General features: G+C 67.0%; 20 protein-coding genes. 8 read left to right on the plus strand and 12 right to left on the minus strand.

The features are described from left to right. The first annotated feature begins 170 nt into the window (after nt 1-170). A complete protein-coding gene (locus VHO04_RS11880; RefSeq protein ID WP_329628476.1) occupies nt 171-1,535 on the plus strand; it encodes an OprO/OprP family phosphate-selective porin in 1,365 nt (454 codons plus the stop codon). A 7-nt stretch (nt 1,536-1,542) separates the two neighbouring features. Here the strand turns inward: VHO04_RS11880 and VHO04_RS11885 are convergent, their stop codons facing one another. From VHO04_RS11885 to VHO04_RS11895, 3 genes are read right to left on the minus strand one after another with little or no spacing between them, the layout of a single operon-like run. Then, the gene (locus VHO04_RS11885) at nt 1,543-2,748 is read right to left on the minus strand and encodes a diaminopimelate decarboxylase (RefSeq protein ID WP_329628477.1); all 1,206 of its coding nucleotides are present in this window, start codon (nt 2,746-2,748) and stop codon (nt 1,543-1,545) included. Nucleotides 2,749-2,758: 10 nt separating this feature from the next. Beyond that, nucleotides 2,759-3,235 (minus strand): SET domain-containing protein-lysine N-methyltransferase, encoded by a 477-nt coding sequence (locus tag VHO04_RS11890; RefSeq protein ID WP_329628478.1) that lies wholly within the window; start codon nt 3,233-3,235, stop codon nt 2,759-2,761. Nucleotides 3,236-3,284: 49 nt separating this feature from the next. Continuing rightward, a complete protein-coding gene (locus VHO04_RS11895; protein ID WP_329628479.1) occupies nt 3,285-3,713 on the minus strand; it encodes an ATP-binding protein in 429 nt (142 codons plus the stop codon). Nucleotides 3,714-3,837: 124 nt separating this feature from the next. Here VHO04_RS11895 and VHO04_RS11900 point away from each other — a divergent pair, with 124 nt between their 5' ends. Continuing rightward, nucleotides 3,838-4,173 (plus strand): STAS domain-containing protein, encoded by a 336-nt coding sequence (locus VHO04_RS11900; RefSeq protein ID WP_329628480.1) that lies wholly within the window; start codon nt 3,838-3,840, stop codon nt 4,171-4,173. Here the strand turns inward: VHO04_RS11900 and VHO04_RS11905 are convergent, their stop codons facing one another. Genes VHO04_RS11905 through VHO04_RS11915 form a run of 3 tightly spaced genes read right to left on the minus strand, consistent with a single transcriptional unit; the run spans nt 4,174 to nt 9,180 of the window. Beyond that, complete coding sequence (locus VHO04_RS11905) at nt 4,174-5,394, minus strand: hypothetical protein (protein WP_329628481.1); 1,221 nt, start codon at nt 5,392-5,394, stop codon at nt 4,174-4,176. Continuing rightward, on the minus strand, nt 5,385-6,776 hold the full coding sequence (locus VHO04_RS11910; RefSeq protein ID WP_329628482.1) for a HAMP domain-containing protein: 1,392 nt from the start codon (nt 6,774-6,776) through the stop codon (nt 5,385-5,387). Before VHO04_RS11910 ends, VHO04_RS11905 begins: the two co-directional genes overlap by 10 nt. Next, nucleotides 6,766-9,180, minus strand: a complete 2,415-nt coding sequence (locus VHO04_RS11915; protein ID WP_329628483.1) for an MFS transporter — start codon at nt 9,178-9,180, stop codon at nt 6,766-6,768. The genes VHO04_RS11910 and VHO04_RS11915 overlap by 11 nt, the downstream gene beginning before the upstream one ends. 113 nt (nt 9,181-9,293) lie before the next feature. On the opposite strand from VHO04_RS11915, the gene VHO04_RS11920 reads away from it, so the two are divergent. Further along, a complete protein-coding gene (locus tag VHO04_RS11920; protein ID WP_329628484.1) occupies nt 9,294-10,916 on the plus strand; it encodes a PP2C family protein-serine/threonine phosphatase in 1,623 nt (540 codons plus the stop codon). Between the two features lie 139 nt (nt 10,917-11,055). Here the strand turns inward: VHO04_RS11920 and VHO04_RS11925 are convergent, their stop codons facing one another. After that, a complete protein-coding gene (locus VHO04_RS11925; protein WP_329628485.1) occupies nt 11,056-11,847 on the minus strand; it encodes a hypothetical protein in 792 nt (263 codons plus the stop codon). 181 nt (nt 11,848-12,028) lie between these two features. On the opposite strand from VHO04_RS11925, the gene VHO04_RS11930 reads away from it, so the two are divergent. The 4 genes from VHO04_RS11930 (at nt 12,029) to VHO04_RS11945 (ending at nt 15,049) form a co-directional block, all read left to right on the plus strand. Beyond that, the gene (locus VHO04_RS11930; protein WP_329628486.1) at nt 12,029-12,682 is read left to right on the plus strand and encodes a PepSY-associated TM helix domain-containing protein; all 654 of its coding nucleotides are present in this window, start codon (nt 12,029-12,031) and stop codon (nt 12,680-12,682) included. Nucleotides 12,683-12,693: 11 nt separating this feature from the next. Next, nucleotides 12,694-13,218 (plus strand): DUF2271 domain-containing protein, encoded by a 525-nt coding sequence (locus tag VHO04_RS11935; protein ID WP_329628487.1) that lies wholly within the window; start codon nt 12,694-12,696, stop codon nt 13,216-13,218. Between the two features lie 20 nt (nt 13,219-13,238). Further along, nucleotides 13,239-14,087, plus strand: a complete 849-nt coding sequence (locus VHO04_RS11940) for a DUF4198 domain-containing protein (protein ID WP_329628488.1) — start codon at nt 13,239-13,241, stop codon at nt 14,085-14,087. 104 nt (nt 14,088-14,191) lie between these two features. After that, entirely contained in the window at nt 14,192-15,049 is an 858-nt protein-coding gene (locus VHO04_RS11945; protein WP_329628489.1) for an FAD:protein FMN transferase, read from the plus strand. Between the two features lie 10 nt (nt 15,050-15,059). On the opposite strand, the gene VHO04_RS11950 is transcribed toward VHO04_RS11945, so the two are convergent. The 3 genes from VHO04_RS11950 to VHO04_RS11960 all read right to left on the minus strand — a co-directional run bounded on the left by VHO04_RS11950 (nt 15,060) and on the right by VHO04_RS11960 (nt 18,828). Next, on the minus strand, nt 15,060-15,701 hold the full coding sequence (locus tag VHO04_RS11950) for an energy transducer TonB (RefSeq protein ID WP_329628632.1): 642 nt from the start codon (nt 15,699-15,701) through the stop codon (nt 15,060-15,062). A 70-nt stretch (nt 15,702-15,771) separates the two neighbouring features. Then, the gene (locus VHO04_RS11955) at nt 15,772-16,449 is read right to left on the minus strand and encodes a Fe2+-dependent dioxygenase (RefSeq protein ID WP_329628490.1); all 678 of its coding nucleotides are present in this window, start codon (nt 16,447-16,449) and stop codon (nt 15,772-15,774) included. A gap of 75 nt (nt 16,450-16,524) precedes the next feature. Further along, on the minus strand, nt 16,525-18,828 hold the full coding sequence (locus tag VHO04_RS11960; RefSeq protein ID WP_329628491.1) for a catecholate siderophore receptor Fiu: 2,304 nt from the start codon (nt 18,826-18,828) through the stop codon (nt 16,525-16,527). On the opposite strand from VHO04_RS11960, the gene VHO04_RS11965 reads away from it, so the two are divergent. Further along, nucleotides 18,822-20,042 (plus strand): hypothetical protein, encoded by a 1,221-nt coding sequence (locus VHO04_RS11965; protein WP_329628492.1) that lies wholly within the window; start codon nt 18,822-18,824, stop codon nt 20,040-20,042. The genes VHO04_RS11960 and VHO04_RS11965 overlap by 7 nt on opposite strands. 23 nt (nt 20,043-20,065) lie before the next feature. On the opposite strand, the gene VHO04_RS11970 is transcribed toward VHO04_RS11965, so the two are convergent. Together VHO04_RS11970 and VHO04_RS11975 are read right to left on the minus strand one after the other, a co-directional pair. Continuing rightward, nucleotides 20,066-20,557: a hypothetical protein gene (locus VHO04_RS11970; RefSeq protein WP_329628493.1), complete on the minus strand. Its 492-nt coding sequence runs from the start codon at nt 20,555-20,557 to the stop codon at nt 20,066-20,068. A gap of 18 nt (nt 20,558-20,575) precedes the next feature. Then, a complete protein-coding gene (locus VHO04_RS11975; RefSeq protein WP_329628494.1) occupies nt 20,576-20,911 on the minus strand; it encodes a hypothetical protein in 336 nt (111 codons plus the stop codon). Between the last annotated feature and the right edge of the window lie 3 nt (nt 20,912-20,914).

Genomic DNA, 20,914 nt, shown 5'->3' on the forward strand with positions numbered 1-20,914 from the left:
AAAAACTGGTCAGAAAGCTGGCACGTCCTTAGCCATTCATCGCGGGCAGGCAAGGGGCGAATGAAAAGCTATTCGGTAACCGAAATGTCATCGAAATGACGTGCAACTGTCATGTAGCGGTCATAGGAGCGCCGCGAGATTGTCACCTATCACAGCGGAGCAATTCCCTCATGCGCCCTCTTCTGACCGCGTCCTTTCTGGCGACGACGATGTTCATCCTGCCGCAGGCCGCCCACGCCCAGGCGATGACCGCCGAGGAGGCCGCCGATCTGCGCGCGCAGATCGAAGCGCTGAAGGCGCAGGTGCAGACGCTCGAGTCGCGGCTCGACGCCGCGACGGGGCAACCGGCGTCAGCGCCCGTCACGGCACCCGCGCCCGCTGCACCGGCGGTGACCGCGAAGCCCGCGACCGAAATCGTCTGGAAAGGGGCGCCCGAGATCAGAACCGCCGACGGCTGGAGCTTCAAGCCGCGCGGGCGGATGCAGGTCGATGTCGCGAGCATCGACGCGCCGACGGGCGTGACCAATGCGCGCGGCGGCGTCGGCACCGAATTCCGCCGCATCTATCTGGGGTTCGACGGCAAGATTCCGGGCGGGTTCGCCTATCGGGCCGAGGCCGACTTCGCGAACAGCGGCGTCGAACTGGCCGACGTCTATCTGACTTATGGTCCCGGTCCCTTTTCGGTGACCGCGGGTCAGATCAAGCCCTTCTGGTCGCTCGACGAACTAACGAGCGATCTGTTCAACAGCTTTACCGAGCGCGCCGCCTTTACCCAGGCATTTAATTTCAAGCGCCGCGTCGGCCTGTCGGCGCAGTATAAGGGCAAGGCGCTGCTGCTCCAGGGCGGGATATTCGGCGACAATGCCAATGACCTGCTGAGCGATACGAACAATAGCGTCAGTTTCGACGGTCGGGTGGTGTGGATGCCCAAATGGGGTGACACGCAGCTTCATCTTGGTGGGTCGGCGCATTGGCGCAACATCAACGACGCGCCGGGCGGTCTCAGCTATGCGGCCCGGCCCTTCATCCATACCACCGACGCCCGCATTGTCAGCACCGGCGCCTTCACCGTGTCAAGCGAACGCGGGCTGGGGCTGGAGGGCGCGGCGCTTCGCGGACCGTTCCATGCCGCGGGCGAAGCCTATTGGCATACCGCCCGCCGCCCCACCTTTGCCGATCCGACCTTCTTTGGCGGCTATGCCGAGGTCGGCTATGTCCTGACGCGCGGCGATGCGCGCGGTTACAAGGACGGCGCCTTCGACCGGCTGTCGCCGAAGCGCCCGATCACCGAGGGCGGACCGGGGGCTATCGAGATCAACGCACGTTACGACCATCTCGACCTCAACGACGCGGGGATCGTCGGCGGGCGCCAGCGCACGCTGGGCGTCTCGCTGGTATGGGCGCCGATTTCCTATGTCCGCCTGACCGCCAATTACGGGCATCTGATGTTCGACAAGGCCGCGATCGGTACGGTGACGGGCGACCGCGACTATTCGGCCGACGCCTTCGGCCTGCGCACCCAGTTCGATTTCTGATCTTCTCTCAGTCGAGCAGCGTTTCGCGGAAGGCGCCGCGCATACAATGATCCGAACTCATCGCGGCGCCATAGCCGCCGGCGTTGAGCAGGGCGATGACGTCGCCCTCTTCGAGCGGGGGTAGAGCCACGTCCTCGGCCCAGAGGTCGAGCGCCTCGTTGATGTTGCCGGCGACGGTGCAACGCTCGAACGACGCAGGGTCCGACGCGCGCGGGACGCAGGCCACGGGCTCGCAGGGGAGGTCGTAGAAGGCCGGTTCGGGGTGCAGGTTGAAGCCGCCATCGACGCTGACGAACAGCGTGTCCTGCTTGCGTTCGACGTTGGTGACGCCGAGCAGGAGCATTCCGGCGTCCTTGACGAGATAATCGCCGGGCTCGACTGCGATCTCGACTGCACAGCCGGCAAAGTGGCGCCGCAGCAGCGCGGCCCATTTCGCAAGATCGAGCGGTTTGTCCGACGCGCGGTGCGGCACGCCCAGCCCGCCGCCGATATTGACGACGCCCACGTCGGGAAGGTCGGCGAGGAACGCGAGGCCCGCTTCCAGCGCCGCTTCCCAGTCGGCGAGCTGTTCGTCGAGATAGCCGCAGCCGACATGGAAATGCAGGCTGGTGACGCGAAGGTCGTGCGCTCGCGCGGCGGCCAGCGCTTCCGCCCATTGTTCGCGGTAGATGCCGAATTTGGTCGTCCGCGCGCCTGCGTAGGTCAGGCGTTCGCTGTCGCCATAGCCGACTCCGCGCGCCGGATTGACGCGAATACCGATCGTGCGGCCGGGCACGCGCTCGCCGATCCGGCGGATCATGCCGATCGAATCGCAATTGATGACGAGATCGCCGTGCGCGAGCAGCGCGTCGAGATCGCGGCGTGCGACGCCGGTGCCGGTGAAGCTGATCCGGTCGGCGGTGAAGCCGCAGGCCAGCGCACGCTCCAGTTCGCGTGGCGAACAGATATCGATGCCGCACGCGTCGGTTGCGGCCAGCATTGCGAGGAGGGGCGGGTGGCGGTTGGCCTTCATTGCATAATAGAGGCGGTGCGGGCGGCCGGTTTCGGCGAGCGCGGCGTGCAGGCGCGCGAGATTCGCGCGGACGCGCGCGGCGGAATAGAGATAGAGCGGGCCGTCGGCCGCCTCGGCGAGCGCGGCGACGTCGCGGCCGGCGAAGATCAGCCGGCCGGCGTCATGGCGAAGGTCGTCGCGTTCCCACCAAGGCGCTGACATGGCTTGCTCGTCAGACCGGCGCGGCGGCGCCGTCCTGCGCCGCCAGATAGCGGGCTCCCGCCGCACTGATCGGCTCGTCGCGTCCGGTGATCCAGCGGCGGCAGTCGGGCGCGCCGCAGGCGCAGGCGAACTGGACATAGAGCCGATCCTCGGTAGCCGCATAATCGATCGACAGCAGCTCGCCCGCCGCGATCGCGCGCAGCGCCACCAGCTCGAAGCGCGCCATGTCGAGGCGGCAGTTGGGATCGCAGGCGTGCGACAGATAGCCGATATGCCGCGTTCCCGCGATGTGCGACCCCGGCCGCACCTGCAGGCTGTGCTGAGAGACGCGCGGGCCGATGTCGCCCTCGAAGCGTTCGATGACGCTTCCCGCAGCGCAGGCGCCGAGCGCCCGGACGCAAAGTCCCAGCGCCGCGTCGCGGCAGACCGCGAGCAAAGGCGCGGACGCCGCCGGATCGGCCACGAACTTGCGCGACGATGTGAACATGCAACATCCCCCGATCGCGCCGTGCCCCCCACGGGCGGCGCTGCGGCCCCTAATCCGAATCCTTTAGCGCGAACATCTTATGGAATCGTAGCCGGTTCCGTCCGTGATCGCGATCATAGCGGATTTCGTCCATCGTTTCGCGGACGATATGCAGGCCGAGCCCGCCGATCGGCCGGTCCTCGATCGACAGCCTGGTGTCGGGCGGCGCGGCGGCGAGCGGGTCGAAGGCGATGCCGTCGTCGACGATCTCGCCCGCGATTCGCCCTTCCGCAATGCGCAGGCCGACCGTGACGGTCGGCTCGCCCTCGCGGACGCCATGGGCGAAGATATTGCTGACGATCTCGTCCAGCGCGATCAGTGTCTGGGCGGCGGCGCGATCGGGGACTGCATGCTCGGCGAGAAAGGCCTCCGCGCCGTCCATCATCGCCTGCAAATCGGCATCGCCATCGGACAAGGTGCAATTGAATTCGGTCGCCACGATGCCGATCGTTCCATAATGCGGGGGCTTGCGCCCGCGGGACGTCAGCTTAATCGAGTGGAAAAATTTCACAATCGCTACATAAGAGTATGTGGCGGCGCGCGCCGCAGGGCAATGGGACGGAATGATGGATATCAGCGAACAGCAACTCGACGGCGCGTGGCTCGTCGCGGCATCGGGCCGGATCGACAGCAACAGCGCGCCGCAGCTCGAGGCGGTGCTGCCTGATCGCGTGCAGCGGCATGAGGCGACGATCATGGATCTCGCCGGGGTCGCCTATGTCAGTTCGGCCGGGCTGCGCGTCTTTTTGAAGGGGATGAAGGCGGCGAAGGCGGGCGGCCACCGGCTGGTGCTGACCGGCCTGTCCCCGGCGGTTCACGAGGTTTTCGACATCAGCGGCTTCACGCCGATCTTTGCCATCGAAGCCGATGTCGACGCGGGGCTTGCCGCGCTTCGCTGATCAGGCCGGGCCGACGACGGCGAGGATGCCATCGGGTTCGAGCAGGGCGTCGATCCGGTCGACCGTCGTCGCGGGCGGCGCATCGGGGGCCGTGCGGACATAAGATTCGGCGGCAGTCGCGGCATCGATGATCGCCAGCAGGCGAGGAGCGGCCGGCGGTTCGCTTTCGCTCCAGGCAAGATGACGAAGCTGCGTTGCGGCGAAGGATTCGCGCAGCGCCTTCAACGCATCATCGGGAGTCCTTTCGTGCCAATGGCGTTCGAGAAAGTCGCGCGCCGCGATCGCGTGAACCAGCGCCTCGCGAGGGTCGCCGTCGCATTCGCCGGTCACCAGCGCCGCCTGCCCCTGCGTCTCGCAGAGCGCGAAAAAGCTGCCGGGCGCTGCATTGCCGCATAGCCGCGCCGCGACGCGCGCGCCCGCGGTCGTCGCGTCGATCGCCGGAAAGGCTGCGCTGCGCCATGTGGCGAGCGCCGCGGCGTCGGTCCGGTCGCGATCTTCCTGCGCCAGCCGCTTGTCCAGCCCCGAAAGCGCTGCGCGCCGATTGGCGTCGAGCAGGCGCAGCGCCGCCGCGAGATCGGACGCTTCGGTGATGGTCAGCGCGGTCGTTTCGGGGGCGGGAGCGCCCGTGTCGAGCGCGGTCATCAGGCGCCGGCTCACCGCCAGTTCGCGCTGGATTCGCCGCGCGACGTGCCAGCCGGCAGCCAGGCCGACGCCCCCTGCCGCCGCGACCCCCGCGACGATCCAGCGCAAGAGGTCGGCCAGCCGCGCGAACAGCGGCTCGGCATCGATGCGGGCGGCCACGAAGCCGCCGCCCGCGAGGCGCGCGCGCGCGACGATGTGGCGATTCCCGCCGATATTCGTCAGCGGGCTGACCTCGGCAGCGGCCCGGGGAACGGTGTGATCCGGCGTCCACGGCCGATCCGGCGGCACGAGCGCCATGGCCCGTCCGGCTGCGTTTACCAGATAGAGCCCTTCGAGCCCTTCGACCTGCCGCGTCGCGGAAATCAAGGCGGTTCGGCGGACGGGATTGGCGAGCCGCGCGGCTGGATCGTCCATCGCCGAGAGGAATTCGGCGGTGGTAATCGCCGCCGCAAGCGCGCGCGCGTCGAGGCCGCGTCGCATCTCGGCCTCGGTCTGGAAATAGAGGAGGGCGCCGTTCACCGCCGCAAGCAGCAGCAGCAGCGGGATCGCGGCGGCGAGGATGATCGACCTTATCCGCATGACGGCAGCGCTTCCATGTCGAGCAGACCGACGATGAACGGGGGGCATTCGCGCGCAATGGTGAACAGGTGCGCGCGCGCGAGGCAAAGCGATTGCATCCCTTCGGTGCCCGCGCGGTAATCCTGCGCGGCGGGAAGCGAAAAGAGCAGCGACGGAACGTCGAAAAGCGAGGGTGCGCGCGCTTCTCCCGCCATCGCCCAGCCTGCGACGACGATGTGCAGCACCTGCGCAGGCTGACCGCGCTCGATCAGCAGCGCGCCGGGTGGCGACGATCGCGGACGGACGTGCTGCGCGACGAGCAGAAGCTCGCGGGCTGACAGTCGGTCGAAGGGCGCGATCGAGGCCAGCGCCGCCATATGATCGATGACCTTGGCGGGGATGGCCGCGCGCTCCCGTTCGGGATCGACCGGGGCGGCGCGCGGCGCGAGGGTTTCGGACGCACGGTCGTGCGGGCCGTCCACCGGCATGACCGGCGCTCCGCTTTCGTGGCCGAACAGCCATGCCTCGCTCGCCGCCAGCCGATGCTGCGCGGCGCGCGCAGCGGCGCTTTCGAGATCGGCGGTCGCGTGGGCGCTCAGTGCCGCGAGTGAAGCGGTGAGATCGCGCACCTCGCGCGGGGCATGCCCATCGGCGGGTGGGCGATGATCGCCGGCGGCGATGCGTAGCGCTTCCTGCGTCAGCCGCTCGATCGGCCGCGCGACGCGCCGCACGATCTGTAAGGTGACCAGCAGACAGGCGAGAAGCGAGGCGATGCCGATCATTGCGCTCAGGAACAGGGCGTTCTGGGTCGCGACGCGAATGACCGACACATTGACGTCTGCGCCGGCCGTGCCGCTGATTGCTCCGCCGGCGCCATAGACCGGCGCCGCCGCGGTCTTCAGCAATCCCCATTTTTCCTGATATTCGACCGGCGAGACATAGATGTCCCGCCGGTGCTGCACATCGCGGAGCCCCGCCATCGTCTCCGCGGGTAGGGTGTCGGGCGACCCTGACGGTGTGTGCTCCTCGCCCTCTGTGCCGTCGAGGATGTAGCGCACCTCGGTCGGACCGCTCGTTATCTGCGTGTAGATATAGGTGAGCCCCAGCCGCTCGCGAATCCGGCGCATCGGCTCGACGTTCCGGCGATAGCGGATGTCCTGCTCGATCGCTGCGGGATCGCGCCCGGCCTTCGCCGCGTCGATCAGCCAGTCGTGATCGGCGGGGTCGATTAGCGCGCCGGTCAGCGCGCTCGTCGCGATCAGCCGGTCGTCGAACTGACGCAGGATCGTGGCGTTGATCCGGTTGTAGACGAAAATCGCCCCCAGCAGCGCCGCGAGCGCGACCACCGGCAGGAACACCCGCAGCAGCAGCGTCTGGATGCCGATTTTCCGGTTACGCCGCATGGTTGCGCCCGTCCTGCACGCGCAGCATCACCAGCGCGAGGTCGGGGTGCCGCGCGGCGACCCGCCCGATATCGTCGTGTGCGATCCAGAAGCGGTCGCCGCTGGCGGTGACGCCGCTCCAGGCGCTGGCAAGGGGCTCGGTCCGCGCCGCTTCGGCAAGGCTGGCGAGTGATTCGAGCGTGGCAGCGGCGAAGTTCGGGGTTCGGCGCAGCGTGTCGATCATGGCGACGCGGCCCGGACCGGTCGCACGCCGCAGGTCGAGCAGTGCGAGCAACTGGCGGCGCAGCGGGGTCGGCATTCCCGCGCGGATCAGAGGCGCGGTCCGGCGAGCAAATTCGCCTTGCGAAAGGCGCTGGTGGAGCAGGGCCAGTGCAACGGCCACCTCGACGGGGGCGCCGCTGTCGAGAGCGGCCTCGGCGAGTGCGATGATCTCGTCGCCGGACGGGGGCGCGGCGGCGTTCGGTTCGGGCGGTCGCAGCACCGCATCGACGTGACGGAACAGCGCATGGCCGATGCCCGTCTCGACCGCCTCCATGGCGTTGGCGCGCACCTTGGCATTGGCGGAATGGAGCGACACGATCAGCAGGTCGAAATCGGGCAGCAGGCCGCGCAGCGCCAGCAGTTCGAGCAGGAAATCGACCGCCGCACCCGCGCGCTCGCGCTGGGCGCGGGCGAGCAGGCCGGCGAGGCCCGAGCCATCGTCGGCCGCGTCAAGCCGCCGGGCGCTGTCGATCGCCCGCCGCGCGGCGTCGAGTTCGGCGGCGACGATCGCGTCCGATTGCGCCGCGAACTGTGCCTGCGACAGGCTGGCGAGCGCGCGCGCTGCCACCGCGCGCTCGCCTTGCGGGCGGCGTGCATCGCGCAGCGCGGCGACGAGATGCGGGATGGCGGTCTCCCCGAAATCGGCAATCAGCGCCGCGCTTTGGCGCCGTTCGCGCGGGCTTTGCCGGGGCGCCGCCGCGAGGAGATCGGCGATGGCGTCCGGATCGGCGAGGCGGGACTGGTCCGTTTCGCCGTGCAAGCCGGCGGCAAGGAAGTGGAGCGGCGTGCCGGGCGACGCCGACAGATCGCGCAGCCGTGCCTCCGCCTCTGGGGCCAGGGCCGGGACCGGCGCGCCGAAATTGAGCCAGCCCTGCCGCATGTTGCCCGCCATCGCCGCCGGATAGAACTGGCGCAGCAGGACGACGGTCGCGATCAGCAGCGCGCCCAATATCACCCCGATTCCCGAAAGCTCGCGCAGGTCGAGATATTTGGCGGCATAGAGCAGGAAACCGCCCGCGATCAGGCTGGCGAGCGGCTCGCACATCCCCTCGATCACGGTGCGGAGCGGGCGCTTGATCGCCGAGGGCACCGCGTTGAACAGCAGATTCTGGTTGTTGTATTCGATCGAGGTCAGCACGCCGTGATAGGCGAAAAAGGCCGCGATCGCGGCCGCATAGCCGCTGCTGAGAAAGAAGAAGCCGAACACCGCGAAATAGGTGAGGGGCAGAATGAAGGCGACGTTGCGGACGCCGAGGCGCATCACCAGCCGGTTGAAGACGAACAGGCAGACGAGGAGGTTGAAGATGTTCGACGCCGCATAGAGCGCGCCGAACAGCGCCGCGAGCTGGGCCTCGCTGCGCCCCTGCTGGAGCACCGCGGCATATTGATATTCGGCGAGATTGGTCATCAGCAGCGTGACGAACAGGGTCGCCGTCAAAACGAGCGTGTAGCGCGAGGTGCGGAAGCTGTTCGCCATCATCGCGACCTGCTCGGCTACCCCCGCCGGTTGCCCGCTTTCCTCGGTGTCGCTTTCGCTGAGCTGCGGCCAGCGGCGGCCGAGCGACCGGGCGAGCGGCATCGTCGCGAGCGCGATCCCGGCCCAGAGCAGGAGGAAGCCCGGTAAGGGGACGACGGCGGCGAGCAGATTGACGATCAGCGCCCCGGCCGCGGTTCCGAGCGCGCAAAAGGCGGCGAACAAAGGGAACAGCCGTTTGGCGTCCTGAATGTCGAAATAGGCGTCGGTGAAGTTCCAGAACAGGCTGTAGAGCGCGATATACCACATCGCGAGATAGAGCTTCAGTACGTAATAGAGCGGCGCACTGTCGCCCGCGCGGCCGAGCAGCGCCCACAGGATCACGCCGCCCGCGACGAGCATCGCCAGCGTCGCCATCACCATATGGTTCAGCGAAAAGCGCACCATCAGGACCGAAAACAGGCCGGTGTAGACCAGCATCACCGCCGGGGTGAGCATGAAGATCACCGGCAGCGCGTCGGCGCCGACATGGCTGAAGAAAGCGGCGTCGCCGGCGCTGAAGCCGATGCCGAGCCCCATTTGCAGCAGAAAGCCGAACAGCGCGAACTGCGCGAGTTTCGGCCACTCCCCCGGCTCGACGCGCAGCAGACGGTTCAGCCTGTCGATCAAGATGTTTCGCCCCTTCGCCCCGCAATGCCGCATCGCATAGCAACAAAATATTGATGAAGTCAGCCGCACGGTTGTCAGCACGGGCAAAAGCAGCGATGGTGGCGGCAGGGGCGATGACGGGACGCAAACGAAAATTCGGGCTCAAGCCCCAGCTGTTGTTGCTGCTGTTCGCGCTCAACCTGATCGCGGCGACGGCCTATTCGGTCGTGCTTTATACGATCGATCGCGCCGAGATACTGGCCGGAATCGATCGGCAACTCGTCACCGCGGCCAATGCGGTGCAGGAAATCGTGCCGCGCGGCTATCACGACGGAATCAGCGACGCGGCGTCGGTCTCGCCCGGGCAATTCGACGTCGTGCAGGACCGGCTGTCGCATTTCGCGAACGAGTCGGGGCTGGTCTACGCCTATACCTATATGCAGTTCGGCCCCGAGATTCGCACCGTCGCGACCAGCGCGACGATTGCCGAAATGCAGTCGGGGACGGAGACGCACTTCTTCGCGCTCTATGACACGGCGCCTGCCCGCCTGCGCCAGAGCTTCCGCGACGGACGGGTGCGGTTCGACGAATATAGCGACAGCTTCGGCCGCTTCCGCTCGATCTACAAGCCAATGCGGATGCGCGACGGGCGCACCTACGTCATCGGTGCCGATATCGACCTGCACCAACTCGACGCCAGCCTGCGCAAGGCGCTGATCCAGTCGATCGCGGTCGGGGTCGTCATGTTCGCGCTTTCGCTCGCCGTCGGCTGGTTGCTGATCGGGCGGATCGTGCGGCCGCTGGCGCAGCTCACCGCTTTCACCCGCGGGATGGAGGAGCGCAGCTTCGAACCCGACGAGCGCGAACTGCTCGCGATACAGCAACTCGGCGGCGCGCGGCGCGACGAGGTCGGCAGCCTCGCCGAAGCGATGTCGGGGATGATCGCGCGGCTGCAGCGCTATCTGATCGAGGTCGAGACCGCGACTGCGGCGCGCGAGCGCGTTGAGGGCGAGCTGACCGCGGCGCGCGATATTCAGATCGGAATGCTGCCGCGCAAATTTCCGCCCTTTCCGGGGCGCACCGACCTCGACGTTTTCGCGATGCTCGAACCGGCGAAGCAGGTCGGCGGCGACCTTTACGATTATTTCCTGATCGACCGGAACCGGCTGTTCTTCGTCGTCGGCGATGTCGCGGGCAAGGGGGTGCCGGCGGCGCTGTTCATGGCGATGACCACGACGCTGTTCAAGGCGCAGGCGCTGTCCGCGACCTCGACGGCCGAGATCATGACGCGCGTCAACGCCGAACTGGCACGCGACAATGTGGCGGAAATGTTCGTCACCGCGCTGGCCGGCATATTGGACCTGCGCGACGGCAGCGTCGTCTATAGCGACGCCGGCCACGAAGCGCCCTTCATCGTGCGCGCGGACGGCCGCGTCGAGCGGCTGGAGAAGCAGCAGGGCATGGCGATGGGCATCTTCGACGATGTCGCCTATCGCTCGGATCGCTTCACGCTGGCGCCCGGCGACGCGGTGGTCCTGTTCACCGACGGGGTGTCGGAGGCGACGGGGCCGGACGAAGAACTCTATACCGCCGCGCGCATCCGGGCGGCGCTGGAGCGCAGCCGCGAGAATCCATCGGCGCGTTATATCGCCGAAGGCCTCGCCGACAGCGTGCGCGCCTTCGTCGGGGAAATCCCGCAGTCGGACGATATCGCGATTCTGGTGGTCTGCTACGAAGGGCCAGCGGGGGGCGGTTAGGGCATGATCGAGTAAACCCCGAAACTCCGTGTTCTTATCTCGTCATCCCGGCGAAGGCCGGGACCTCGCCGTTTCGGCCTGACGCACCGGCGAGATCCCGGCCTTCGCCGGGATGACGATTCCCTCAACATGACCAGGCCTAACTTCGCAGCACCAGCGGCGCGCGGTCGACGCCGTGCATCTTGCGCAGATAGAGCCGCATGTCGGCGATTGCGTCCAGCAGCCGCTTCGGCTCGCTCGGCGGGGCAGCGGCCGCCGCGGCAACGAGCGGGCATTCTTCGATCTCCCACGGCAGGAAGTCGAAGCCGGTTTCGGCGTCGCTGACCCAGACGATCGGATAGGGGCGGCCGAACATCACGCCCTTCAATTCGTCGCGGCCGACGAGGTGGAAGGCGAGATCGCCGGCGTTGCGGGCGCCCAGCAACTGTTCGAGCAGGTCGAGCGAGACGACGAGGCTCGACGGACGGGCATATTTGGAAAGGCGGAAGCCGAGATCGACGTCGGGGCCGATATAGTCGATATGCCGCGCCCCGTCGCCCGCCGCCAGTTCGGCGATGTCGAGTTCGATATTCTGTTCGCCGAAGGCGACGAGCCAGGCGGTGCCCTTGAGCCGCAGCGGAATGCGCTCGAAATAACGGCTTTCGTAGAGTGCCATCGCGCGGAGCAGCGCGCGCAGAATCGACGCCGCCTCTTCGGCGCTCTGCGGCTCGGCGGCGAAGATAACCTCGTCGCCCATCGCCTTCCAGATGTCGATCGACGGCGTGCGCTCGTCATCGATGAATTCGAAGCCGACCTGCCCGGCGAGGATCAACGGAAAATTGCAGAAGAAGGCCTGGAACACCTCGAGCCAGCCCTGGCTTCCCTGGCCCGAAAAGCGGGCCTTGAACTGGGTCGAGCCGACCATGTCGATGGATAGGAAGAGGCGGATCATGTCATTCCCCGAGCGGCGATAGCGGGCGGCGGCGCGCGATCTATACCCGCGCCCCGTTAACATAAGCAGACGACAGGACCACGAAATATCGTCGGTGTCGGGACAGGGCCGGAGCGTAATTCTATTGTAATTGCGAATCGTTCTCGATAATGGCGGGCATCGCTTTCAACCAGAAGTCCCCATGCACGCACCCCCATCCTCGCGCACGGCCCCGCGCCCGCCGGTCAAGAAGAGCCGCAAAGCCTTCTGGTTGAAGCAGCTGCACATGTGGCACTGGATGAGCTCGGCGATCAGCCTGATCGGCCTGCTGCTGTTCGCGGTCACCGGCTTCACGCTCAATCACGCCGCCGACATCGAGGCGGCGCCGGTTGTCGCCCAGAAGACGGCGCAGATGCCGCAGACGGTGCTCGGCCAGCTCGGCGTCGATCCGGCGGGGGGCAAGGGCGTCCTGCCGCGACCCGTCGCGGCGTGGGTCGAGAATCATTTCCCGGTCAAGGCGACGGGCGAGGCCGAATGGTCCGCCGACGAAGTCTATCTGCCCGCGCCGCGGCCCGGCGGCGACGCGTGGGTCGCGATCGACCGTGCGAGCGGCGCGGTGTCGAGCGAGATCACCGACCGCGGCTGGATTTCCTATCTCAACGACCTCCACAAGGGCCGCAATTCGGGCGGCGAGTGGAGCCTGTTCATCGATGTCTTCGCCTTTGCCTGCCTGATCTTCGCGATCACCGGGCTGGTCCTGCTCTGGCTGCATTCGGCGAAGCGCAAGAGCACCTGGCCGCTCGTCGGCGCCGGCCTGATCCTTCCCGCGGCCATCGCGATCGTCTTCATCCACTAAGGAGAGTCTTCATGCAGTCCCCTTCGCGCACGCTTCTGGTCGGCGGTTCGCTGAGCGCCGTGCTGACCGCCCCGGTTCTGGCCGCCGCGCCCGCGACGATGGACGTCACCATCACCATCCCGCGGCTCAAGGTCGCCGAATATCACCGGCCTTACGTAGCGATCTGGGTCGAAAAGGCGGGCGCTCCGGCGAAGACGGTCGCGGTCTGGTACGATTATGACATGAAGAAGAACGAGGGCACTAAATGGCTGCGCGACGTGCGCCAGTGGTGGCGGGCCTCGGGCCGGACGATGACCTTTCCCGCCAACGGCATCACCGGCGCGACGCGCGCGCCGGGTGCGCAGAAAATCTCGTTCAGCCGTGCCCAGCTCGGCGCAACCGCGCCCGGCAATTATGTGCTGGTGATCGAGGCGGCGCGCGAGGTCGGCGGACGCGAACTGCTCCGCATCCCCTTCGCCTGGCCGGCGAAGGCCGGCCCCGGCGGCCGCGCCGCGGGCAAGACCGAACTCGGCGCCGTCACGGTCGCCTTCCGCTGATTTAACGAAAGGGCAGGGCAATGAAGAAGCAGATTTGGGGTTTCGCGGCGACGGTCGCGCTGGCGGCGATGGCCGCGGTTCCGGCGAGCGCGCATCGCCAGTGGATGCTGCCGTCGTCGACGGTGCTGTCGGGTGACGATGTGTGGGTGACGGTCGACGCCGCGGTGTCGAACGATCTTTTCTATTTCGAGCACCAGCCGCTGCGGCTCGATGCCGTCCATGCGTGGGCGCCCGACGGCAGCGAGGTGGCGATCGAGAATAAGGCGACGGGGCGCTATCGCAGCACCTTCGACGTCCATCTGACGCAGAAAGGCACCTATCGTATCGCGTCGGTGTCGGATTCGCTGATGGGCAGCTATGAACTGAACGGCAAGACCGAGCGCTTGCCTCGCGGCACCACTGCCGCCAACCTTGCCGAGCGGCTGCCGGCGGGGGCGACCAATGTGAAGACCGCCGAGGCGAACAACCGCAACGAGATTTTCGTGACGGTCGGCGAGCCGACGACGACGTTGTTCAAGCCGACCGGCAAGGGGATCGAGATGGTCCCGGTGACGCATCCCAACGACCTGTTTGCGGGCGAGGCGGCGACGTTCCAGTTCCTGCTCGACGGCAAGCTGGCGGCGGACCTGCCGGTCACGGTGATCCCCGGCGGCATCCGCTATCGCGACCAGCTCGGCCAGATCGACCTCAAGACCGATGCCGAGGGCAAGGTCGCGGTGACCTGGCCCGAGCCCGGCCTATACTGGATGAACGTCACGACGCCGCAAACCGCGCGTGGTGAAGGCGGCGAGGGCGGCCCGCCGCCGGCATCGGCCGCGCCGCAGCGTCGCGCGGGTTATGTCACCACGCTCGAGGTGATGGCGCCCTGAGCGAACAACCCGGCGACCGCATCCTGATCCCCCGCGCGCTGACGCCCGCTGCCTTTGCGGCGCGAACCGGCGCGGGGGATATCCAGATCCTGTCGGGCGAAGCGATGGGGACGAGCTGGTCGCTGCACGCGGTCGCCACCTTGTCCGATCTCGCGGCGGGGGTGGAGGCGGCGTTCGACTGCGTCATTCGGCAGATGAGCCAGTGGGAGTCTGACTCCGATTTATCGCGCTTCAATCGCGCGCCCGCGGGCGCGTGGCGGGAGATTTCTGCCGAATTTGCGCATGTGGTCGCGGCGGCGCTGGCGATTGCGGATGCGAGCGATGGCGCCTTCGATCCTGCTCTGGGAGCGATTACCGAATGCTGGGGCTTCGGGAGCCGGGGTCCGGTGGATCGCGTCCCGCGCGATCAGCCTATCGTGGAGCGGCGCATCGAACTGGAGGAGGGCCGCATCCGGCGCAGCGAAGGCGCACAGCTCGACCTGTCGGGGATCGCCAAGGGCTATGGCGTCGATCTCGCCGCCGAATGGCTGCTCGGGCAGGGCGTGCGTCATTTCCTGCTCGAACTGGGCGGCGAATTGCGTGGCGAGGGGATACGGCCCGATGGCCAGCCGTGGTGGGTCGATGTCGAGATGCCCCCGACGACGTCGATCGCACCGTGGCGCATCGCGCTGCACGATTTGTCCGTGGCGACCTCGGGCAACTACCGGCGCGGCTTCGTGGCGGACGGGCGGCATTATTCGCACAGCTTCGATCCCATGACCGGGCGGCCGATCGTCAGCACCGTGTCCTCGGTGACGGTGCTGCACCGAAGCTGCATGATGGCCGACGGTTGGGCGACCGCGCTGACCGTGCTGGGACCGGAGAAAGCGCTCGCGCTCGCCGATGCGCAGGGGCTCGCGGCATCGATGGTCGCTGGGACTCGCGAACATGTCTCGCGCGAATGGCGCGCGATGCTGGGCTGAGGCGCGCGCCCTATCCGCGCAGGACGAACGGGATCTCGACCAGTCCCCTGACCTTCACCGCCTGGCCGCTGCGCATCGTCGGCGCCCAGCGCCATTTGCGTACCGCGCGGAGCGCCGCTTCGTCGAGGCGGTCGAAGCCGCTGCTGCGCGCAACCGAAATCGCCGCGACCGAGCCGTCGATGTCGAGCGTCAAGGAAAGCACCACCGTTCCCTGCTCGCGGTGCCGCCGGCTTTCGGTGGGATAGCGCGGCGGGGCGCCCGATACCATGCGCGTGCCGAGATCGCTCGCCTGCACCGTCGAAGGCGGCGCGGGCGGGGCCGGGGGTGCAGGCGGCGTGGGTGCCGGGACTGGCGGCGCCGGAACCGGATCGGGCGAGGTCTGGATCGGCGGCTGATCGGTCGGAATCGCAACCAGCGGACGCGGGGCGAAGACCGGCGCCTTATGCTGCGGCGGCACTTCCTTCGGCGGGGACGGCGGCGGTGGGGGCGGCGGTGCGATCGACAGATTGACCACCGCCAGCTTCGCGGCCTCGGTCTGCGCGCGGTGATAGCCGGTGTGGAGCAGCACGGCGAACAGCCCCGCCGTCAGCAGGGCGGCGAGCGCGGCGGCGGGCAGATTGAGCCTCTGATCCTCGCCATAGCGGCCAGGCATCACGGAGCCCGCGTTCGCGAAAACGCCGCGGGCCGATACCGCCGCGCGCGCCCGCATTGCCGTCTCGGGCTCAGGTTTCGGACCAGCGCCGGAGGAGATTGTGATAGACGCAGGTGAGTTGGAGGACAGCATTGTCGTCGGCTCCGTCGAGCGTGAGTTTCTGGATGGCGGTGTCCATCTCGAACAGCATCCGCCGCAGGTCGTTGTCGCGCACCATGCTCTGTATCCAGAAGAAGGATGCGAGCCGCGCGCCGCGGGTCACCGGCTCGACACGGTGAAGGCTGCTCGAGGGATAGAGGATCGCGTCGCCGGCGGGCAGCGCGACGGCATGTTCGCCATAGGTGTCGCTGATGATCAGCCGGCCGCCCTCATAATCGGCGGGATCGTTGAGGAAGAGCGTGCACGACAGGTCGGAGCGCAGATGCTCGCCCGTCGCCAGCTTCATCACCGCGCCGTCGACGTGAAAGCCATAGGCGCCGCCGCCCGCATAGCGATTGAAGCGCGGCGGCAATATCTTGCGCGGCAGCGCGGCGGCAAAGAAGAGCGGGCTGCGCTTCAGCGCCGCGAGCACCGCGGCGCCGAGTTCGGCCTTGAGCGGCGAAGCGTCGGGCACCTGCTCGTTGCGTTTGACCTTCGCGCCCTGCGCACCGACCGTCTCGCGTCCGTCGGTCCAGTCAGCGCCGTCGAGACGGCGGCGGAATTCCGAGGCCTCCGCCGGCGTCAGGACATTCGGGATATGCAGCAACATGCCGGCTCAAATCCTTTTCAAACGGCGAAGGCGGGAGGCGCGCCCCCCGCCCAGGCCCTGGTCGGTTCCGGCTCCCTAGAAGCGGAAATCGGCACTGAACAGGAAGGTCTGCGGCTGCCCCGGCGTGTAGCGATAGCCGCTCTTGTTGATCGCCGCGACATAATCTTTGTCGAAGAGATTATAGGCGTTCAGGCGCAGTTTGACGTTGTCGTTGACCGCATAGCCGAGCAGCGCATCGACGACCGTATAGCCCTGGGTGCGAGGCGGCGTGCCCACCGCGCCGTCGGTCCCGCGCCGCATCCCGCTGGTATAGCGGACGCCGCCGGCGATCTCGAGGCCGAAGGGCGCGCGATAGCTGGTCCAGGACGAGAAGCTGTCGTCGGGAGAGTAGGTCAGGCCTTCGCTGCCGTCCGCCGCGATGCCGCTGCCGTTCGTGACCTTGGTCTTCTGATGCGCGTATCCTGCGGAGATCGACCAAGCGTCGGTGATGTTGCCGACCACCGACAGCTCGACGCCGCGCACCCGCTTCGAACCGCTCTGGATGTCCGACGGGTCGGTCGCGTTGATCTCGTTCAGCACCTTGGTCTGGAAGATCGCCGCGTTGACTGCGAGCGCGCCGTCGAGCACGTCCCACTTCACACCCGCCTCGATCGTCTTGGCCTTTTGCGGCTCGAAGTCGGGATTGTTGGCGCTGTTGCCGGTCGCCAGGGTGAAGGCTTCGCCGCCCGGAGGCTGCTGCGACAAGGCGTAGTTCACATAAAGGCTGAGCGGCTCCACCGGCTTGAGCACCGCGCCCAGTTTCCAGTTGAACAGCGTGTCCTTGGCCTTCAGGTCGGCGGTGGTGACGATCGAACCGACCGGGGCGGTCCCGCACGGCACCGCGCCGCGGCCGGTGCCGTTGTTGCAGATGGCGGTGTTGACGTAGGTCGTCTTGTAATGATCGAGGCGGATGCCGCCGGTGATCAGCAGCAGCCCGTCGAAGAATTTGGCAGTGTCGAAGGCATAGAAAGCCAGCGTGTTCGTCTTGCCGCGTCCGGCGGTTCCGTTGCGCGAATGGGTATAGTCGCTCGTGTCGTTCCAGTTCGGGTTGTAGAGGTTGGCGACCGGCAGCGTGCCCGTCGAACTGTGGCCGTAGATGACCTGTTTCTCGCTGGTCAGTTCGGCGCCGATGCTCAGATTATGCTCGATCGCTCCGGTCGCGAAATCGGCGCGCAGGTTGAGCTGATCGGTCAGGATGCGGTTTCGCGCGTCGCGGATCGTGGGGTTGCCGCGGGTCAACGTATAGGCGGACAGATCGTCGGGGTTGGCGGGATTGCCGACGATGTTGGCGCCCGTCGACATGAAAGCGGTCAGCAGATAATCCTGCTCGGTCTGGCCGATGCGCGCGACGTTCGACAGCCGGACATTGTCCGAAAAATCATGCTCGATGATCAGCGTCGCCATCTGCGCCTTCACATCGTCATGATCCTTGCGCGTGCCATAGAAATTCTTCGAATCGACGGGGTGGCCGACCAGCGACTCCAGCCCGGCCTGCGGCTCCCAGCCGGGAAGGGCGATCGTCGGGACATAGCCGTCGGGGATATTGTCCTGATCGACATAGAGCAGGTTCAGATAGGCGCGGGTCGCGGTGTCGAGCCCGAGGCCGAGCGAGGCGGCGAGGCCGAGCCGCTGATTATTGACATGGTCGCGGCCCGGAACGTCGCTGTCCTGCCACAGCATGTTGAGCCGGAGCGCGCTGTTGCTGAGGCCACCGAGGGTCTGGTTGACATCGGCGGTGATCCGCTTCTGCCCGTCGACGCCGACCGACAGCGTGCCCGACAGCGCGCTTTCGAGCGTGGCGCGCTTGCTGACCAGATTGATCGCGCCGGTCGGCGAGGTGCGGCCGTTGTCCGTGCCCGCCGGGCCCTTTTCGACCTCGACCGCCTCGGTGTTGAAGATGTCGCGCGACACCGATCCCAGATCGCGGATGCCGTCGACGAAGATGCTGCTCGACGTGTCGAAGCCGCGCATGCGGATCGAATCGCCGCTCGTCGTATTACCGTTCTCGCCGGCGTAGAAGGTGCCGACGCCGGGGCTGTTGCGCAGCACTTCGGTCAGCGTCGTTGCGCCCTGTTCGTTGAACAGTTCCTTGCTGATGACCTGAATCGTCTGCGGCGTGTCGCGCAGCGGCTGGGTGAATTTGGGCGAGGAGGGCTTGTCGACCTTATAGCCTTCGTCGTCGATGGCGGTATCGGTGACCGTCACGCCGCCGAGCACCGGCTGTTTCGCTTCCTGTCCATCCTGCGCGAGCGCGGGAGTTGCCGCGATACCGAAGCAGCTCAGCGCCAGATAGGCCGGAGCCGCCGCCGACATGGTTTCGCGCAAACGCAAGAATGACATGGATTTCCCCTTTTCCGTCCGAAGGTCGTGACGGGGGTCCCGCTATTGAGAGTCGTTCGCAGAGTCAATGTTTATTGATAATCATTCGCGATATTGTCGCTATTTTGTCGCAAAAGCGAGGGGCTGGCGCCTTCGAAGGGCAAGGCGCGCAGCCGCCCATATTCGCTTTTCGACAAGATCGCTCTTCGTCCCCGTCCAAGACAAGCGATGCGTGCCCCTTAAAAAGTGTCTCGGCCGATGAAGGGGAATGTCCGATGTGGAGCCTGCGTCATCCGACTCGAACGGGGTTGATCTGGGTCAGCGTGCCGCTGATCGGCCTGATGCTGACGGTGGCATTTGTCGTGCTGGGGGATCGATTGATCGATTCCTATTACGCGGCGTCGAAAACCCCCTCATCGGCGATTCAGACATGGGTGTTGGTGCCCAGCGCCGTCTCGGGCGCGATATTTTTCCTCAGCCTCTTCATCGTGCCGCCCTATATCGCCAAGGCGTGGCGCGCGTGGCGCTATATGCGGCGTCTCGCCGAGCCTGAAAGCGCCAATCTCGTCGCCGGTTGGACCGTGACTGCGTCCAACTGGGCGCAGTTCCAGCGCGATTTGCGTAACGCGCGCGACAAGGGCGATGGCGACGGTCTTTCCAAGATGGCGATGTCGCTGTGCGACCTCGATGCGCCGGCTACCGGGGTCGATATTCGCGTCGGAGAAGAAGGGGTGCAGGTCGGCGCACGATATTTCGCCTTGCGCGGCGGCCTGTCATCCAGCCTGACCGGGGTGATGCCGGGGGCTTTGGGGCGCGGCGCCCCGCGTTCGGGCGCCGACTATCTGACGTTCGTTTCGACCTTCGAGGGCTCGTCGCGTTCGCTCGGCGCCTATGCGGTCGAGGAGATCGGACTGCTCGTCCCCGTCCCGCCGGCCGATCGCGCCGCGATGCAGCGCGTGCTCGATCATTTCACGCCGGCGGCGATTGTGGACCTGGCGGCGCGCGACGCGCGGCGCGGGCGGGTCGGCTGCCTTCTCAACCTGAGCCTGCTGGCCGTCAGCATCGGGATGATGGCACCGTCCGCCATCTTCGGTGGCTATTATCAAATCGGCTGGTACGGACTGGAGTTGTTCGCCGTCTGGCTCGCCTGGCTGGTCTATTACCTGATTCAGGTCATTTTCGGGATGATTGTCGGCCTCGGTCATATGCTCCGAATGATGCGCGCGCCGCGATAGCGACGGAACCGGGCCGCCGACGGTTATGCGGCCGGGCTGCCCGCCTGTTCGGCGCGTTCGCGCGCTCGCGCCGCGGCCTGCGCCGCGCCGGTCAGCGAGAAACGGGCCTCACCGAACTGCCCGGCGTCGAGCGGGAAGGCGATGCCAAGCTCCCCGCCTGCTGCCATCGCATCGGCCAGTCCGCCGCCCAAGGGGAGAACGAAAGCGCGGAAATCGCCGATCGTCGTGCATCGCATCGTGGCCGCGAACGTCGCCGTCCGCGAACCGATCAGGACCGGATAGTCGCGCCCGTCGTCGCACGCGATTTTCGGATTGAAGAAGGCGTCGCATTTCGTGCGGTCGCACACCAGGCCGAACAGCGATCCGGCCGGGGTGGCAGTGCTGGCGGTGATCGCACCGTCCGCCGGCCCCTGGACGATCCAGTCGCCATAGCTTTCCGCCTGCCGTGCCGCCGCGTCGGGGGACAGGATCAGGATCGCGGCGCTGAGCGCGACCCCGAAGCCGTTACGCGGCATGGCGGCGCGTCCTGGCGGTCATCGGGCCTCCATGGCCGCGACGCATTTGTCGATGTTCATCGCGCCATAGTCGAAGACATGCTGGCTGCCGTCGGCAAGCGTCACCGTCGCGCGCTTGCTGAACAATTTGCGCTGGACGTCGATGGCCCGGATATCGGTCTTCTCGATCGCCAGTTCGCCATCGGCGGCGTAATTGCCGAGCGTGCCGAGGAGGCTGGCGTCGAGCTTTGCATCATAGAGCAGCCGCTGATTGGTAACGGTCAGCTTGCCGTTATATTTGCCGCCGCCGGGCGGGAGATAGAAGAGCGTCCAGGTATCGATGGTGCTTTCGCCGGGGCGAAGGGTCGCGGTCATGGC

This window comes from Sphingopyxis sp., from assembly GCF_036261875.1.
Taxonomy (GTDB): Bacteria; Pseudomonadota; Alphaproteobacteria; order Sphingomonadales; family Sphingomonadaceae; genus Sphingopyxis.

Excerpts from the sequence above, each read along its gene's own strand:
- VHO04_RS11880 (WP_329628476.1), top strand. The coding sequence starts at position 171 with ATGCGCCCTCTTCTGACCGCGTCCTTTCTGGCGACGACGATGTTCATC.
- VHO04_RS11885 (WP_329628477.1), bottom strand. The coding sequence starts at position 2,748 with ATGTCAGCGCCTTGGTGGGAACGCGACGACCTTCGCCATGACGCCGGC.
- VHO04_RS11890 (WP_329628478.1), bottom strand. The coding sequence starts at position 3,235 with ATGTTCACATCGTCGCGCAAGTTCGTGGCCGATCCGGCGGCGTCCGCG.
- VHO04_RS11900 (WP_329628480.1), top strand. The coding sequence starts at position 3,838 with ATGATGGATATCAGCGAACAGCAACTCGACGGCGCGTGGCTCGTCGCG.
- VHO04_RS11905 (WP_329628481.1), bottom strand. The coding sequence starts at position 5,394 with ATGCGGATAAGGTCGATCATCCTCGCCGCCGCGATCCCGCTGCTGCTG.
- VHO04_RS11910 (WP_329628482.1), bottom strand. The coding sequence starts at position 6,776 with ATGCGGCGTAACCGGAAAATCGGCATCCAGACGCTGCTGCTGCGGGTG.
- VHO04_RS11920 (WP_329628484.1), top strand. The coding sequence starts at position 9,294 with ATGACGGGACGCAAACGAAAATTCGGGCTCAAGCCCCAGCTGTTGTTG.
- VHO04_RS11925 (WP_329628485.1), bottom strand. The coding sequence starts at position 11,847 with ATGATCCGCCTCTTCCTATCCATCGACATGGTCGGCTCGACCCAGTTC.
- VHO04_RS11930 (WP_329628486.1), top strand. The coding sequence starts at position 12,029 with ATGCACGCACCCCCATCCTCGCGCACGGCCCCGCGCCCGCCGGTCAAG.
- VHO04_RS11935 (WP_329628487.1), top strand. The coding sequence starts at position 12,694 with ATGCAGTCCCCTTCGCGCACGCTTCTGGTCGGCGGTTCGCTGAGCGCC.
- VHO04_RS11940 (WP_329628488.1), top strand. The coding sequence starts at position 13,239 with ATGAAGAAGCAGATTTGGGGTTTCGCGGCGACGGTCGCGCTGGCGGCG.
- VHO04_RS11945 (WP_329628489.1), top strand. The coding sequence starts at position 14,192 with ATGGGGACGAGCTGGTCGCTGCACGCGGTCGCCACCTTGTCCGATCTC.
- VHO04_RS11950 (WP_329628632.1), bottom strand. The coding sequence starts at position 15,701 with ATGCCTGGCCGCTATGGCGAGGATCAGAGGCTCAATCTGCCCGCCGCC.
- VHO04_RS11955 (WP_329628490.1), bottom strand. The coding sequence starts at position 16,449 with ATGTTGCTGCATATCCCGAATGTCCTGACGCCGGCGGAGGCCTCGGAA.
- VHO04_RS11965 (WP_329628492.1), top strand. The coding sequence starts at position 18,822 with ATGACATGGATTTCCCCTTTTCCGTCCGAAGGTCGTGACGGGGGTCCC.
- VHO04_RS11960 (WP_329628491.1), bottom strand. The coding sequence starts at position 18,828 with ATGTCATTCTTGCGTTTGCGCGAAACCATGTCGGCGGCGGCTCCGGCC.
- VHO04_RS11970 (WP_329628493.1), bottom strand. The coding sequence starts at position 20,557 with ATGCCGCGTAACGGCTTCGGGGTCGCGCTCAGCGCCGCGATCCTGATC.
- VHO04_RS11975 (WP_329628494.1), bottom strand. The coding sequence starts at position 20,911 with ATGACCGCGACCCTTCGCCCCGGCGAAAGCACCATCGATACCTGGACG.